14 protein-coding genes are annotated in these 14416 nt (G+C 73.6%); 6 read left to right on the top strand and 8 right to left on the bottom strand.

Annotated elements, in window-relative coordinates:
• Positions 1-12: 12 nt before the first annotated feature.
• Complete coding sequence (locus IRY44_RS06015) at positions 13-747, top strand: YqjF family protein (protein ID WP_194799482.1); 735 nt, start codon at positions 13-15, stop codon at positions 745-747.
• Positions 748-788: 41 nt separating this feature from the next.
• Here IRY44_RS06015 and yidD read toward each other — a convergent pair whose 3' ends face one another.
• Positions 789-1178, bottom strand: coding sequence for a membrane protein insertion efficiency factor YidD (yidD, locus tag IRY44_RS06010; protein ID WP_269696195.1), 390 nt, complete (start codon positions 1176-1178; stop codon positions 789-791).
• Positions 1179-1280: 102 nt separating this feature from the next.
• Here yidD and IRY44_RS06005 point away from each other — a divergent pair, with 102 nt between their 5' ends.
• Positions 1281-2141, top strand: a complete 861-nt coding sequence (locus IRY44_RS06005; protein WP_194799481.1) for an AraC family transcriptional regulator — start codon at positions 1281-1283, stop codon at positions 2139-2141.
• On the opposite strand, the gene IRY44_RS06000 is transcribed toward IRY44_RS06005, so the two are convergent.
• The gene (locus IRY44_RS06000) at positions 2138-3349 is read right to left on the bottom strand and encodes an aminoglycoside phosphotransferase family protein (RefSeq protein ID WP_194799480.1); all 1212 of its coding nucleotides are present in this window, start codon (positions 3347-3349) and stop codon (positions 2138-2140) included. The two genes, IRY44_RS06005 and IRY44_RS06000, sit on opposite strands and share 4 nt — an antisense overlap.
• 108 nt (positions 3350-3457) lie before the next feature.
• Here IRY44_RS06000 and IRY44_RS05995 point away from each other — a divergent pair, with 108 nt between their 5' ends.
• Complete coding sequence (locus IRY44_RS05995; protein ID WP_194799479.1) at positions 3458-4027, top strand: hypothetical protein; 570 nt, start codon at positions 3458-3460, stop codon at positions 4025-4027.
• A gap of 6 nt (positions 4028-4033) precedes the next feature.
• Here IRY44_RS05995 and IRY44_RS05990 read toward each other — a convergent pair whose 3' ends face one another.
• On the bottom strand, positions 4034-5191 hold the full coding sequence (locus tag IRY44_RS05990) for a hypothetical protein (RefSeq protein ID WP_194799478.1): 1158 nt from the start codon (positions 5189-5191) through the stop codon (positions 4034-4036).
• Positions 5192-5456: 265 nt separating this feature from the next.
• On the opposite strand from IRY44_RS05990, the gene IRY44_RS05985 reads away from it, so the two are divergent.
• Positions 5457-6998 (top strand): gluconokinase, encoded by a 1542-nt coding sequence (locus tag IRY44_RS05985; protein WP_194799477.1) that lies wholly within the window; start codon positions 5457-5459, stop codon positions 6996-6998.
• A gap of 21 nt (positions 6999-7019) precedes the next feature.
• Entirely contained in the window at positions 7020-8528 is a 1509-nt protein-coding gene (locus IRY44_RS05980) for an SLC13 family permease (RefSeq protein WP_194799819.1), read from the top strand.
• 6 nt (positions 8529-8534) lie between these two features.
• On the opposite strand, the gene IRY44_RS05975 is transcribed toward IRY44_RS05980, so the two are convergent.
• The 5 genes from IRY44_RS05975 to IRY44_RS05955 all read right to left on the bottom strand — a co-directional run bounded on the left by IRY44_RS05975 (position 8535) and on the right by IRY44_RS05955 (position 13382).
• A complete protein-coding gene (locus IRY44_RS05975) occupies positions 8535-8819 on the bottom strand; it encodes a putative quinol monooxygenase (protein ID WP_194799476.1) in 285 nt (94 codons plus the stop codon).
• 27 nt (positions 8820-8846) lie between these two features.
• A complete protein-coding gene (locus IRY44_RS05970) occupies positions 8847-9605 on the bottom strand; it encodes a MerR family transcriptional regulator (RefSeq protein WP_194799475.1) in 759 nt (252 codons plus the stop codon).
• A gap of 107 nt (positions 9606-9712) precedes the next feature.
• Entirely contained in the window at positions 9713-10345 is a 633-nt protein-coding gene (locus IRY44_RS05965; RefSeq protein ID WP_194799474.1) for a hypothetical protein, read from the bottom strand.
• Between the two features lie 130 nt (positions 10346-10475).
• Positions 10476-12755: a bifunctional diguanylate cyclase/phosphodiesterase gene (locus IRY44_RS05960; protein WP_269696192.1), complete on the bottom strand. Its 2280-nt coding sequence runs from the start codon at positions 12753-12755 to the stop codon at positions 10476-10478.
• A 129-nt stretch (positions 12756-12884) separates the two neighbouring features.
• Complete coding sequence (locus IRY44_RS05955; protein ID WP_194799473.1) at positions 12885-13382, bottom strand: transcriptional regulator; 498 nt, start codon at positions 13380-13382, stop codon at positions 12885-12887.
• A 77-nt stretch (positions 13383-13459) separates the two neighbouring features.
• Between IRY44_RS05955 and IRY44_RS05950 the strand changes: the two genes are divergently transcribed.
• Entirely contained in the window at positions 13460-14413 is a 954-nt protein-coding gene (locus IRY44_RS05950; protein WP_194799472.1) for a S41 family peptidase, read from the top strand.
• The last annotated feature ends 3 nt before the right edge of the window (positions 14414-14416 follow it).

The following is a 14416-nucleotide window of genomic DNA, read 5'->3' as shown; positions in this document are numbered from 1 at the left end:
CAGGATGGACCGGTGGAGATCGAGCCGGTCGAGCACGCTCCGGTACGCGCCATCCGCCGGGCCTGGCTGGCGCAGCGCTGGCACGACCTGACGTTCCTGCACTGGGCGGTCCCGCCGGAACGGGTGGCGCCGCTGCTGCCCGCAGGCACCCGGCCGGACACGTTCGACGGGCTCACCTACGTCGGGCTGATCGGCTTCCGGATGGTCGGGCTGGGGCTCGGGCGGGGTCCGGGCGTGCCCTACTTCGGCACCTTCTGGGAGACGAACGTCCGGCTCTACTCGGTCGACGGCTCGGGGCGGCGCGCTGTCGTGTTCCGCTCGCTCGACGCGTCCCGGCTGGTGCCCGTGCTGGTGGCGCAGCTGAGCCTGCGCCTGCCGTACAAGTGGTCGGCGATGCGGCTCGACCGGTCCGGTGACACGCTCACCTACCGATGCCGCCGTCGCTGGCCCGGTCCGGCCGGCACGACGAGCCGGATGACGGTACGCGTCGGGGCGCCCGTTCCCGAGCCGACGCCGCTGGAACACTTCCTCACCGCCCGCTGGGGACTGCACACCCGTGCGTACGGCAGCACCCTGCACGTGCCGAACTGGCATCCACAGTGGCCGCTGCACCGTGCCGAACTGCTGCACCTGGACGACGAACTGGTCACCGCCGGGGGCGTGCCGGCACCGGACGGGCCACCGGTGAGCGTGCTCTACTCCCCCGGCGTCCCTGTCGTCTTCGGCCGCCCAACGTCGGCCGGATGACCGCCGGCCGACGCGCGAGGCGCACCGGCGGGCGATCGGCGTCAGCGCAGCGGGTCGTGGGTGCCGTGCGGCACGTCGGGACGGCATCGGCGTACCCGGTCGGCGGCCATCCGGCCGCCCACCGCCAGCCCGTACCGCTCGACGGCGGCCAGCCCGTACGCGCTGCACGTGGGCGTGTAGCGACAGGTCGCCGGCCAGCGGTGCGACAGCCAGCGCCGGTAACCGAGGATGGCGGCCCGGCCGGCCCGGTCCACGGCCGGTCGCCGGACGACGCCCGCCGTCACCGAGCCGAGGGTGAGCAGCATCGAGAAGAGGCCCAGGTCGCAGCAGCCCGGACCGTCGCAGGTGGGCACGTCGCAGTTGCACCAGTCCCGGCTCTTCTTTTTCTTGTGGTGCCGCTTCCGGAAGATCACCACGTCATGATGCGACACGCTCGCCAGTGTCGATCAGGCGACCGGACCGGGTCCGGTGTGATCGGGTCGGCGGTCGGCCGGGAACCTAGCGTCGAAGGCGTCACCAGGAGGGAAGAACGGGTGCTGGATCGGCTCAACGCCGCACTGGACCACCTCGAACAGCGGCTCGACCAGCCGCTCGACGTGGCCGAGTTGGCCCGGATCGCCGGCGTGTCGGAGCACCACTTCGGCCGGCTGTTCTCGGCGCTGGCCGGGCTGCCGCTGTCGGAGTACGTGCGCCGTCGCCGGATGACGCTGGCGGGCGCCGACGTGCTCGCCGGCCGGGAATCGCTGCTCGACGTGGCGGTCCGCTGGGGGTACGGCTCGAACGAGGCGTTCGCCCGCGCGTTCCGGGCCGTGCACGGCGTCGGGCCGACGCAGGCCCGGCACGCCGGTGCGGTACTGCGGTCCCAGCCCCGGATGTCCTTCCGGCTCGTCGTCGAAGGGAACACCAGCATGGACTACCGGATCGTGACCAAGGACGCCTTCCGGCTCGCCGGGTTGACGGCGCGGGTGCCGCTCGTCCACGAGGGGATGAACCCGCACATCGTGGCGTTCGTCAGGGGCATCGACCCGGCCACCGTCCGCCGCATCGAGGCGCTGTCCGACCAGGAGCCGCACGGGATCGTCAACGTCAGCGCCGAGCTGGCCGGTGCCCGTGACGAGGGCGCCGAGCTGGACTACTGGTACGCGGCGGTCACCGGCACGGACGTGCCGGACGACCTGCGCAGCCTGCCGGTCGAGGCCGGCGACTGGGCGGTGTTCTCCAGTTCCGGCGCGTTCCCGGTGGCGGTGCAGCACCTGTGGCGGGCCGTGTTCACGTCGTGGTTCCCGTCCAACCCGTACGAGACCCGTCCGGGGCCGGAGATCTCCCGGGTCCGTGTCGCCGAGGACGGTGGCACCGCCGACGCGGAGCTGTGGATCCCGGTGCGCCGGGTCTAGAGGCGCGCCACCGCCGCCGCTCGCGCCAGCGCGGCCGGCACGTCGTGTACGTGATACGGATGCTCGCCCGGCTCGATGGCGGCGAGGAACATCGCGTACACGGCGGCCAGCCGCAGCGGCGCGACCGGCCGGAGCAGGTCGACGGTCCGGCGCGGGTCGCTGCCGGGCACGTCGGCCCGCCAGCGCCGCGCCCACGCGTCGACCAGCCGGGCGGCGGCGTCCGCGTCGAGATCCTCGGTGAGGCGCAGGATGTCGAAGGCGGGATGGCCGACGAACGAGTCCGCCCAGTCGATCACCGTCCGGTGCCGGTCGTCGCCGCGCACGTTGCCGGGGTGCAGGTCGCCGTGCACGAGCGTGTCCGGCAGGCCGCAGTCGCCGACCCGCCACAACCGCCGATCGAGCCCGTCGAGCAGGCCGGCGGCGGCCGACACGTCGTGCCCGGCGAGCCGTTCCCGGATCCAGCCCGCCAGCCCCTCCCCGCGCAGGTCGGGCACCCCGGCCGCGACCAGATCGCCAACGACCCCGCACGCCCGCAGTTGCACCGCGTGATGCTCCGCCGCGACGGCGGCCCGTTCCCCTTCCCCGGCCCCGTACCGGTCCTCCCCCGGCACGTCCGCCAACAGCATCCGCCCCTCCCCGTCGGCGGCGAGCACCACCGGCCCGTTGATCAAGGAGTTCGTGCCAACAGGGAAGGCCAGGACCGTGGGCTCGTGGCGGGCGAACGGGGGGAGCTGCTTCAGCCACGTGGGGCCCTGGTCGGTGTCCAGGCGCCAGATGGCGGAGAGGTTCCAGGTGCGCTGCTGCGCCACCGCCGTCACCCGGCGGCCGAGCCGGCGCAGCTCGCCGGTCGCCCAGGCGACGCTGCGGGCCGGGCCGCCGGCCTCCGCCCACGGCTGGCGCAGCGGATGCGGCGCCAGGTCCACTGTCGCCGGTTCCAGGGGTACGGCGGGCACGTCGACGGCCGATTCCAGGAAGGCGGCACGAGGGTCGACCACCTGCGCCAGGTAGCGGACGTGGCCGCCCGGCGGCGCGGGACGATCGGCGTCGAGCAGCCGCAGCACGGCGACCTCCAGCCCGTGGCGCCGCCGGACGGTGCCGACGATCGAGTGCACCTCCTGCCACCACGGCTCCGGTACGCCGAGCGGCGGCAGCGCGCCGAGCGGGCGGCCGGCGGCGTCGAGCAGGACCAGCGTGACGGTGCGGGACACGGCCGGACGGTATCCGGGCACCCCTACGGGAGGCGAGCGGATTGATCCGGGTCCGGTGCGGGACCGGACCCGGATGCCCCGCGCACCGGTGGGCGGAACGCTGAGACGATGAGCCTCATCGATTCCCGTACACGCCCGTACCAGTGGGTGCGCCCGGTCGCCGTGGCGTCGGCGGCGCTGCTGCTCGGCTACGGCCTGCTGCGCCTGCTCGACCGCCTGGACGGGCACAGCGACAAGGGCGCCTGGGCCTGGAACACCGGCCACACCCTGTTCCTGCTCGGCGTCCTCGGCTTCGCCGCGCTGATCGTCGGGCTGCACGGCCTGCTGCGTACCCGGTCGTCGCGGTTGCGGACGCTCGACGACGTGGCAGCGCCGGCCGGTCTGGTCGGCGCCGCCGCCTTCGTCTGGGTGATCCTCGGTGACCTGTTCCCGCGCTTCGCCGACGCGGTGCCCACGCCCGGCCTGGTGCTGTACGGCGGACCGCTGCTGTTCGAGGTCGGCCTGCTGGTGCTGCTGTACCGGGCGGCGGCGGCCCGGCTGCTGCCGGTGTGGGCGCCGGTGCTGGTGCTCGCCGGGTTCCTGGCGATCGCGGTGCACCTCGACCTGCTGCCCGTGGGCGCCACGCTGGTGCTGGCCGGGCTGCTGCCGCTGCGTGTCACACCCCGCCCGGTGGCCTGACCGCCGTCAGCGCCAGACGGTCCGGCGGAACCCCTTGTGACCGGCGCACACGTCGCGCTGCCCGCCGCTGCGGCTGACCGCGCCGTCGCGGCACTGCACCAGCCAGCCGCGGTCGGACCAGAACCCCGGTACGCACTCGAACCAGTCGCACACTCCGGCAGCCGGCCGGCGAATGCGCTGGCCGCCGCAGAAGTCGTACCCGAAGGGGTTCGCCGGGGCGCCGCAGCGGCGCTCGACCGGCGGCTGCGGCGTGCCGCGCGACGGCGCGGGACGGGCGCGGGACGGCTCGGGGCTCGTGGTGGGCCGGACCTGGACGGCGGGTGCGACGTGCTGCGGTGGGGCGGGGGTGACGCTGGCAGCCGGCGTCGCGGCGGCGGCCCGCTCCGAGCCGGCCCGGGTGGGCGGGTTGGACTCGATGAGCATCGCCGGCACGATCAGCGCGAGCGCCGCGCCGACCGCCACCGTGCGCCGGCCGCCGGGCACCAGCGCGGTGACGCGGGCCTGGGCGGGGGTGAGCACGGCGGGGCGTTCGGGCCGTGCCGCGGTGTGCTCCGCGATCAGCTCGTCCAGCTCGGCCACTACCGCGGCGCGCTGCTCGATCGCGTCGGCGAACGCCAGCGTGAGCGTGAACCGGAAGTCGGCCGCCGCGCCGGTGGGCAGCAGCAACCCGGAGGTACGCCGCCGGTCCAGCACCTGGATCAGGGTGACCGGTGCGCCGGGGTCGTGGGACAGGCCGGTCATCCGGCCGTACGCCCAGTCGCGCCGGCCGCGCCCGCCGAGCAGCACCAGACGCCGGTTGGTGAGCACGGCGAGCCCCGCGTCGACCACCTTGACGCCCTCGGGGCGGCGTGGACGCAGCACCGGCGGGTCGGGGTCGACTGTCAGTTCGGGGGCGGGCAGCACGGCGGTGTGCCGCACCTCCACCAGCTGCGCGGCCGGGAGCGTCCAGAAGACCACCTCGCCGGGGGCCAGCTCCATCGGCAGGCCGACGCCCGCCTGGGCCGAGCCGTGGAAGGACACCGCGAGCGTACGCAGGCGGCGCAGCTCCTCGTCGCGGCGTCGCCACGCCTCGTCCGCGGCGCGGAAGGCCCGCTGCCGACGCTCGTTCTGCCGGTGCGCCCACCGGTACCGCCATGTGGAACCCGTCGAATCAGTCTTCGCCACGCCGACTCCTCCGCCGCGCGAGCCCACCAATCGGGGTGTCGTTCATGTCAACGACGCGGGATGGGTACCAAGACACGCCAAAGTCGCCAATTAGACCGATCGGCTGATTGACCTACACAATCGGCGAAAACTCGCGCGTCGATTCACGTTCCGTGCCAACGGTTCCGGACGGTCCCGCTTCGTCATGCGCGCGCGAGGGCACGTCGGTAACGTCAGCCACGACGGCGGGGCGGAGCGCGGCCCCGGGCAGCGAGGAGGTGCACCGGTGGGCGACCCGGCCGTGGTGGTGGGTGTGGACATCGGCACCACCAGCTCCAAGGCCGTCGCGTTCGACACCACCGGCCGGCAACTGGCCACTCACTCGATCGGCTACCCACTGGAGGAGCCGAACCCGGGCTGGGCCGAGCAGGATCCGGACCTGATCTACCAGGCCGTGCTCGGCGTGATCCGTGCGGTGGTGGACGAGCTGGGCCGGCCGGTGGCGGGCCTGTCGTTCAGCACCGCCATGCACAGCCTGATCGGGCTGGACGCCGACGGCACCCCGCTGACCCCGTCGATCACCTGGGCCGACTCCCGCGCGAGCGCGCAGGCCGAACGCCTTCGGGCCGCGCCGTCCGGGCTCGCCCTGCACCGGCGCACCGGCACGCCCGTGCACCCGATGGCGCCGCTGCCCAAGCTGGTCTGGTTCGCCGAGCAGGAACCGAAACTGCACGAGCGGGTCGCCCACTGGGTCGGCATCAAGGATCTGGTGCTGCGGCGGCTCGCCGACGCGCTCGTCACCGACCACTCGGTCGCCTCCGCCACCGGCCTGATGGACATCCACAAGCTGGCCTGGGACACCGAGGCGCTGCGCATCGCCGGCATCACCGAGGAGCAGCTCCCCCAGCTCGTACCCACCACGCACGTGCTGCCGGGGCTCACCGCCGAGGCGGCGCGCGCCACCGGGCTGCCGGCGGACACCCCGCTGGTGGTGGGCGCCGGCGACGGGCCGCTGGCGAACCTGGGCCTCGGCGCGGTACGCCCCGGCGTGGTGGCCTGCTCGATCGGCACCAGCGGCGCGATGCGGGTGATGGTGGAACGCCCCGGCGTGGACCCGCTCGGCGGCGTGTTCTGCTACGCGCTCACCGAGGACCGCTGGGTGGTCGGCGGCGCCATCAACAACGGCGGGATCGTGCTCCAGTGGGCGAACGACGCGCTCGCCCCCGAACTGGGCGAGCACGCCGAGGAGGAACTGCTCGACCTGGCCGCCACGGCGCCGGTCGGCTCCGGCGGGCTGATCATGCTGCCGTACCTGCTGAGCGAGCGGGCACCGCACTGGAGCGCGCTGCCGCGCGGCGCGTACGTCGGGCTGACCCACGGCCACGGCCGGCCGCACCTGGTCCGGGCCGCGCTGGAGGGCGTCTGCCAGCAGCTCGCCCTGGTCCTCGCCTCGGTTCGGGCGGCCGGGAACGAGGTACGCGAGGTCCGCGCCAGCGGCGGCTTCGCGCGCAGCGCCTTGTGGCGGCAGATCCTCGCCGACGCGCTCGGCATGCCGGTGCGGTTCCCCGCCGGGCACGAGGGGTCCGGCTTCGGCGCGGCGCTGCTCGGCATGCAGGCGCTCGGCCTCATCGAATCGATCGAGGTCGCCGCCGACCTGGTCCGGATCGAGGAGACGGTCCGCCCGGATCCCGCCTCCGCCGCCACGTACGCGGCACTGCTTCCGCTCTTCTCCGAGCTGTACGACGCGCTCGTACCCACGTTCGCGTCCCTGCGGCGGATGGCGCCGAGCCTGCCGCCGGAACCACCACCCACCGCACCACCCCGCTGACGACCGAAGGGCGTGACAGCCGTGGTCACACTGCTCGCCGCACCGGCGGAACCGCTCACGAACGCCGGTGACACCCAGCTCGTCCTCGCGGCCCTGCTCGGCATCGCCGCTGTGGTGCTGCTCATCGCGTGGGGCAAGGTGCACCCGTTCCTCGCGCTGATCCTCGGCGCCGCGGTGCTCGGCGTGGTCGCCGCCGTACCCGTCGACAAGATCGTCACCTCGTTCAGCGGCGGCGTCGGCTCCACAGTCGGCGGGGTGGGCCTGCTGATCGCGCTCGGCGCGATGATCGGCGGCCTGCTGGCCGAGTCCGGCGGCGCGGACGGCATCGTGGAACGGGTGGTCGGCCGGGTCTCCGGGACCGCGCTGCCCTGGGCGATGGCCGGCGTGGCCGCACTCATCGGCCTGCCGCTGTTCTTCGAGGTCGGCGTGGTGCTGCTGGTGCCGATCGTGCTGCTCGTCTCGCTGCGGGTGAACGTGCCGCTGATCAAGATCGGCATTCCCGCGCTCGCCGGCCTGTCGGTGCTGCACGGCCTGGTGCCGCCGCACCCCGGCCCGCTGGTGGCGATCGACGCGCTCGGCGCCAACCTGGGTCAGACGCTGGCGCTGGGCCTGCTGGTGGCGATTCCCACGGTGATCATCGCCGGTCCGGTCTTCGGCAACTTCATCGCCCGGTACGTGCCGGCCACCGCACCGGCCGAGCTGCTGCCGACCCGGCGCGACACCGATGACCGCAGCCCCACCCGGCCCGGTGACGGGCGGCTCGACGCCGACGGCGACCTGGTCACCGAGGACGACCTGGTCAACCCGGGCACCGGACGGCCCGGCGGCGCGATCGACGAGCCGGCCGGACGGCGCTCGCGCCGCTCCCCGGCGCTCTGGGCGGCAGTGGTGACGGTGCTGCTGCCGGTGGTGCTGATGCTGCTGCGGGCGATCGGCGAGCTGACGCTCGGCGAGGACACCACCGGCCGCAAGGCGCTGGACATCGTCGGCACCCCGATCATCGCCCTGCTCGCAGGCGTCATCTTCGCGATGATCTTCCTGGGCTACCGGTCCGGCTTCAGCCGTACCCAGGTCTCCGGTTTCCTCGGCGGCTCGCTGCCGCCGATCGCCGGCATCCTGCTGATCGTCGCCGCCGGCGGCGGCTTCAAGCAGGTGCTCGTCGATGCCGGCGTGGGCGACCTGGTCGCGAACGCCGCCGACGGCGCGAACCTCTCGCCGCTGCTGCTCGGCTGGCTGGTGGCGGTCGGCATCCGGGTCGCCACCGGCTCGGCCACGGTCGCCACCATCACCGCCGCCGGGATCGTCGCGCCGCTGGCCGACACGCTCGCCGGCCCCGAGGTGGCGTTGCTGGCGCTGGCCATCGGCTGCGGGTCGCTGTTCTTCTCCCACGTCAACGACGCCGGCTTCTGGCTGGTGAAGGAGTACTTCGGGCTGACCGTCGGGCAGACCATCAAGAGCTGGTCGGTGATGGAGACCATCATCTCGGTGGTCGGCTTCCTCGGCGTCCTACTGCTCGACGTCTTCATCTAGCGACGGTCAGGGAGCCTCGACGCCGGAGATGCGGAACTTGTGCACCTCGGCGCCGAGGATCTCCGCCACCTGCTCGGCCTCCGGGCCGGAGCCCCGGAACGCCAGCAACTGCTCGTCGGACTCCCACCGCTCGTAGACGTTGATCCGGCCCGGCTCGACCGGGTCGGCGCTGACCGCGAAGTCGACGCAGCCGGGCGCATCCCGGGCCGCGCGGACGGCGGCCTCGCAGGACGCCAGGTAGGCGTCCCGCCGGGCCGGATCGACGTAGAGGGTGCCGGCGACGATGAGCATGCCGGCCATCCTGCCACCCGCTCCCGGTCAGGACCGGGTGATCGCGTTGGCGTGGATCGCCTCGTTCAGGTACGCGGCCATCCCCGGCCGCAGCGCCTCGAAGTACGCGGTGAACCGCGGATCCGCCACGTACATGTCGGCCAGGCCGGTGTGGATCTCGTACGAGCAGTCGTACCACCACTTGGTGATGAGCTGCCGGTGCTCCTCGGCCAGCGCCATCGCCTCCGGGCCGTCAGCGGGCGCGCCCGATTCCATCAGCGCGGCGAACCGCCGCCCCCAGTCCTCGTTCTCCGCCTTGTTGCGCAGCCAGTCCTCCTTCGAGTAGCGGCCCGCGCGCTCCTGCGACTGCCGGTACGCCTCGGTGCCGCCCCAGCGCTGCTCGGCCTCCTCTGCGTGCTCGTCCGGGTCGAAGTCCCCGAACACCTCGAACCGCTCCTCCGGCGTCAACTGGATCCCCAACGTCCTCGCCTCCATCGCGTGTTCGATCGCCGCGACCATCTCCTGCAGCTTCCCGATCCGCCCGGACAGCAGCTCGTGCTGCCGGCGCAGGTGCGCCACCGGGTCGGAGTCCGGATCGTCCAGGATCTCGGCGATCTCCTCCAGCGGGAACCCCAGCTCGCGGTAGTACCGGATGAGCTGCAACCGGTCCAGGTCGGCCTCCTCGTAGCGGCGGTAGCCCGCCGGCGTGCGCCCGCTGGGCCGCAGCAGCCCGATCTCGTCGTAGTGGTGCAGCGTCCGGACCGTCACCCGGGCCGCCCGCGCCACCTGTCCCACCGTGTACGGCATGGTTCCCTCCCTTCCGCGACAAAGACTCCCGCCTCCCGCTGCGTGAGGGTCAAGCCGGACAGCAAGACGCCCCCGACCATGATCGGCCGGGGGCGTCGTCGGTGCGGTCAGTTGGTGACCTTCTCCTTCTCCGGGGCGGCGAAGGTCGCGTTCGGCGGGGTGCGGACGGCGTGCACCAGGCCGGCGGCCGAGAGCAGCAGGAGCAGGCCCGCGCCGAGGTACATGGCCAGGGCGCCCTGCTCGGCCTTGCGGCCGAACTCGCTGAAGCCGTACGAGGTGAGCAGCAGGCCGCGCAGCGTCTCACCCTTGAACACGGTCTCCCGCTGGGCGGTCACCTCGGCGAGCTGCTTCTGCAGGTCGGCCAGGTTGGCGGCGTTGCTCTGCTCGGCCTGGGCCACCTGCTCACGCAGCGCGCTCTGCGGCTCGCCCAGGTCGGCGTAGGTCTTGCCACCGGCCATGTTCTTCAGGTGCAGGCCGATGTACTCGTTGGCGTAGCACTCGGCCTGCTTGCCGGTGGTCATCTTCTGGCCGGCGTACTCGCGCAGGCAGTCCGACTTCTTCTCCTCGTCGGAGAGCTTGTCCGCCGGGGTGAAGGTGATGTTCTGCTCGCCGAGCTGGCTGCGTACGTAGTCGTTGGCGAAGTTGGCGTTCGTCGTCAGGACGACGCCGACGACGAGCAGCAGGACCGCCAGGCCCAGCCCACCGATGCTGAACAGCAGGTCGAGAGTCCGTCGCTTCATATCAAGCTCCCGTGTGGAGGGTGTGTTCGTCTTGTTGACGAGAACTATCATGGCGGTGGCGGACCGCCGGTGAGCAGGGTCGAATCCCCTGTCCCGTCCGGGACCTTCGGCCCCCGTGGACCCGGGCCGGTCAGCGCCCGGCGCCCGCGCCGGACAGCGCGGGAAGCAGGTCCGGCAGGGCGGCCGGGCGGCCGTACCGCCAGCCCTGACCCTGCCGGCAGCCGATCGCGGTGACCGCCGCGTGCTGCGCGACGGTCTCCACCCCCTCGGCGACCACGGCCAGGTCGAACGCGCCGGCCAGCCGGTTCACCATCTCGACTGTGGCGTACGCGCGGGCGTCGCCGGCGTCCAGCCGGGACACGAACGACCTGTCGATCTTCAGCTCGGTGGCCGGGATGCGGTGCAGGTAGCTCAGCGACGAGTAGCCGGTGCCGAAGTCGTCGATAGCGATTCGGATGCCCAGGTCGCGCAGCTGGGACAGCCGGTCCAGCACCGACTCGCTGCCCTCGATCAGCGCCGACTCGGTCAGTTCCAGGGTGAGCGCGCGGGGCGGCAGACCGGCCGCGCCGACCGCGCCGGTGACGGTGGCGATCAGGTCGGGCCGGCACAGGTGGGCAGCGGCGATGTTCACCGCCACGGTCACGTCGGGCGCGTGCTCGCGCCAGGTGGCCGCCGCCCGGCACGCCTCGTGGATGACCCACCTGTCGATGGCCACGATCAGCCCGGTCTCCTCGGCCAGTGGCAGGAACCGCGCCGGGGTCAGCACGCCCAGGCGGGGATGCCGCCAGCGCACCAGCGCCTCGGCGCTGCGTACCGTGCCGGTGTCCAGGTCGACGATGGGCTGGAACTCCATCAGCAACTGGCCCTCGTCCACCGCCCGGCGCAGGTCGGCGATCAGCTCGGCCCGGCTGACCGCCGACTCGCGCAGTTCCGGCGTGCACGTGCGGTAGGCGGCCTTGCCGGCGGCCTTCGCCGCGTACATGGCGATGTCGGCGTCGCGGAGCAGGTCGGTGTGCGAGGCGTGCTGCGGCCCGTACTCGGCGATGCCGATGCTCGCCGACGGGTGGACACCGAGGTCCTCCTCGCCCGGCAGCGGTTCCAGCGCGGTCAGCAGCCGGACCGCGAGCCGCTCCGGTGACACCTGGCGCTCCCCCGCCACCAGCACCGCGAACTCGTCGCCGCCGAGCCGGGCGATCATCCCGTCCGGGCCGACCGCGTCCCGCATGCGCTCGGCGGTGGCGGTGAGCAGCCGGTCCCCGGCGGCGTGCCCGAACCTGTCGTTCACCTGCTTGAAGCCGTCCAGGTCGAGCAGCACCACGGCGACCGGGCCGCCGGCGCGCAACGCCCGACGCAGCCGCCGGACGAACGTCAGGCGGTTGGGCAGGCCGGTGAGCTGGTCGGAGTACGCGAGCCGGCGCAGCCGGCCGACCAACCGCAGGTTCTCGTTCGCGGCCAGCCCCTGGCGCAGCGCCAGCACCCCGAGCAGGCCCATCATGCCGACGAAGACCACCTGCGGGGTCTGCCCGCTGGGCTGCCGCGACAGCAGGACCGCGACGATCGCGCCGCCCACCGGCAGGTACGGCAACGCGACCCGCCACCACGGCGGCAGCGGCGAGTCGACCACGTCGTCCTCGCCGTCCCCGTCGGACGGAGGCGGATAGCGGGTGGCCAGGCCGACCAGCAGGTAGCTCAGCGGCCAGCAGACGTCGACCGGGTGCCCGGGCGTGTAGTCGCCGCGTGCGACAAGCGATACGTAGACGGCGTCCGCGCCGGACCGGATCGCCAGGCCCGCCCCGATCACTGTGAGCGCCCGCCACATCGGCCGGCCCGGACCGGCCACCGCGACCAGGATGGTGAGCTGCATCAGGTCGAACATCGGGTAGAGCAGCCCGAACGTCCGCATCGGGTCGGCCAGCTCGGCGTCGGTGATGCGGTGGAACACCACCACCCAGCCGATCGGGATGAGGGCCAGCCCGACGATCACCCCGTCGAGCAGGGTGCGGGCCCGGCCGATCACGCTACGCGGGCCGGTGCGGGCGCACAGCAGCGCGCCGGTGCCGGTGACGATGCCGGCGGCGAACAGGCCCGCCACCAGCGGAGTGTGGGGCAGGCCGAGCCCGCCGAGCCGTTCCACGGTCCACACCGCACGGCCGAGCGCGGCGAGCATCATGGTGGCGGCGAGCAGTTCCCAGAACCGGCGCAACGTGGCCGGCTGACGTCGCGCCGCGCCGACGCAGAGAACCGCCGCCCAGCTCGACACCGCCATCGCGCCGACGTCGCTCACGAGCGCCGCGCCGGGCAGCCGGGCGGCCAGCCAGGCCATCTCCCCGAGTACGACGACAGCGGCCGCGACGAGTCCGACACGGCCGACGAGCGGATGACGGGCCGGCGCCGCGGCGGCGAGGCTCACGTCGTGCTGGGATACAACGATGCGCTCCGGCTCTCTTCCAGACGTGCACCCTCGACGACGAGGACCGGACGACGGACGGCGCAAGCCTAGCCAGCGCCGGGGACGGCCGCCAGAGTCGACGACTGTCGGTCAGCGGACCGCAGGCGGATGCCGGTAGAGGGAGACCAGCACGCCGTAGCGCGGCTGCCCCGGCGGCGCCTCCTCGGCCTCGCCGACCAGTTCGTCCAGCGTGGACCGCAGGCGCCGGGCCTGGGCCGGCGTGAGCCGCAGGTGCCGCAGGTGCACGAGCGGGTCGGGGTCACCGGCGAGTTCCTCGGCGTACGCGCCCAGCAGGGCCGCGGTGGCGCCCGCGTCGGTGTCGGTGCCGACGAGGCGGCGGAACGTGCGTTCGTGGTAGCGCTCGGTGCCGCCCCGGACCTGCCGGCTGTGCGCCGGGCGGACCATGCCCGCCTCGGTCAGCACCCCGAGGTGGTGGGCCACAGTGCCCTTCGCCGCACCGAGGCGGCTGGCGAGCTGGCTGAGCGTGGCGGGTCCGGCCCCGAGCGCGAACAGCAGCCGGTGCCGGAACGGGTGGGCCAGCGCCTTGAACTGGGCCGGCTCGCGGATCTCCAGCGGATCGTCGGTCACCACCAAAGCGTCTAGTTCTCTTGACGCTTTGTCAACCGGCTGTTCTACTTCTCACCCACCACGAGAACGGGGCCTCGATGGATCCGGACCAGATCACCGCCATCGTCGAACGGGCCGCCGCCCTGGTCGCCGACGAGTACGTCCTGCCCGACGTCGCCGACCGGGTCGCCGGCCGGCTGCGCGCGGGCCTGCGCGCCGGCGCGTACGCCGAGGCGGGCGACGCCGCCACGCTCGGCGCGCTCGTCACGGCCGACCTCCAGTCCGTAAACGGCGACCTGCACCTGCGGCTCAAGCACCACGAGCAGCCGCTGTCCGACAAGGCCGACGACCCGACCGGGGAGCACTTCGCGCGCCTCGCCGCGCTCGGCATGGGCGGCGTGACCCGGGTGCAACGGCTACCAGGCAACGTCGGGCTGCTGGAGATCAAGCCGTACGTGTTCCCGCCCGACCTGGCCGGCGACGCGCTGACCGCCGCGCTGCGGCTGCTCGCCGGCACCGACGCGCTCCTGCTCGACCTGCGCGGCACCGAGGGCGGCAGCCCGGACGGGGTGGCGCTGATCTGCGGCTGGTTCTTCGCCGAGCCGACGCACCTGCACACCATGCACGAACGCTCCGGCGCCACCCGCCAGTTCTGGAGCGCCGCCTGGTTGCCGGTCCCCCGGTACGCCCCGGACAAACCGTTGCACGTGCTCACCGGCCCTGCGACGTTCTCCGGTGGCGAGGAGCTGGCGTACGACCTTCAGCAGTTCGGGCGGGCCACAGTGGTCGGTGAGCCGACCCGGGGCGGCGCGCACCCCCGGATCGGGCACCGGCTGCACCAGCACCTGGAACTGACGGTGCCGGTGGCCCGGCCCGTGCACGCGGCGAGCGGCACGAACTGGGAGGGCTCCGGCGTCGCCCCGGACGTGGAGACCCCGGCCGACCGGGCACACGACGTCGCGTACCGCCGGAGCCTGGAGGCGCTGCTGGCGGCGGACCCGGACCGGCCGACGGCGGCCGAGACGCGGACGGCCCTCGCCGCCCTGGGCTGAGCC

This window comes from Micromonospora sp. ANENR4 (assembly GCF_015354395.1).
Lineage (GTDB): Bacteria > Actinomycetota > Actinomycetes > Mycobacteriales > Micromonosporaceae > Micromonospora > Micromonospora aurantiaca.
The sequence above is the reverse complement of the archived record's forward strand: the minus strand, read 5'-3'. Positions and strand labels throughout refer to the sequence as shown.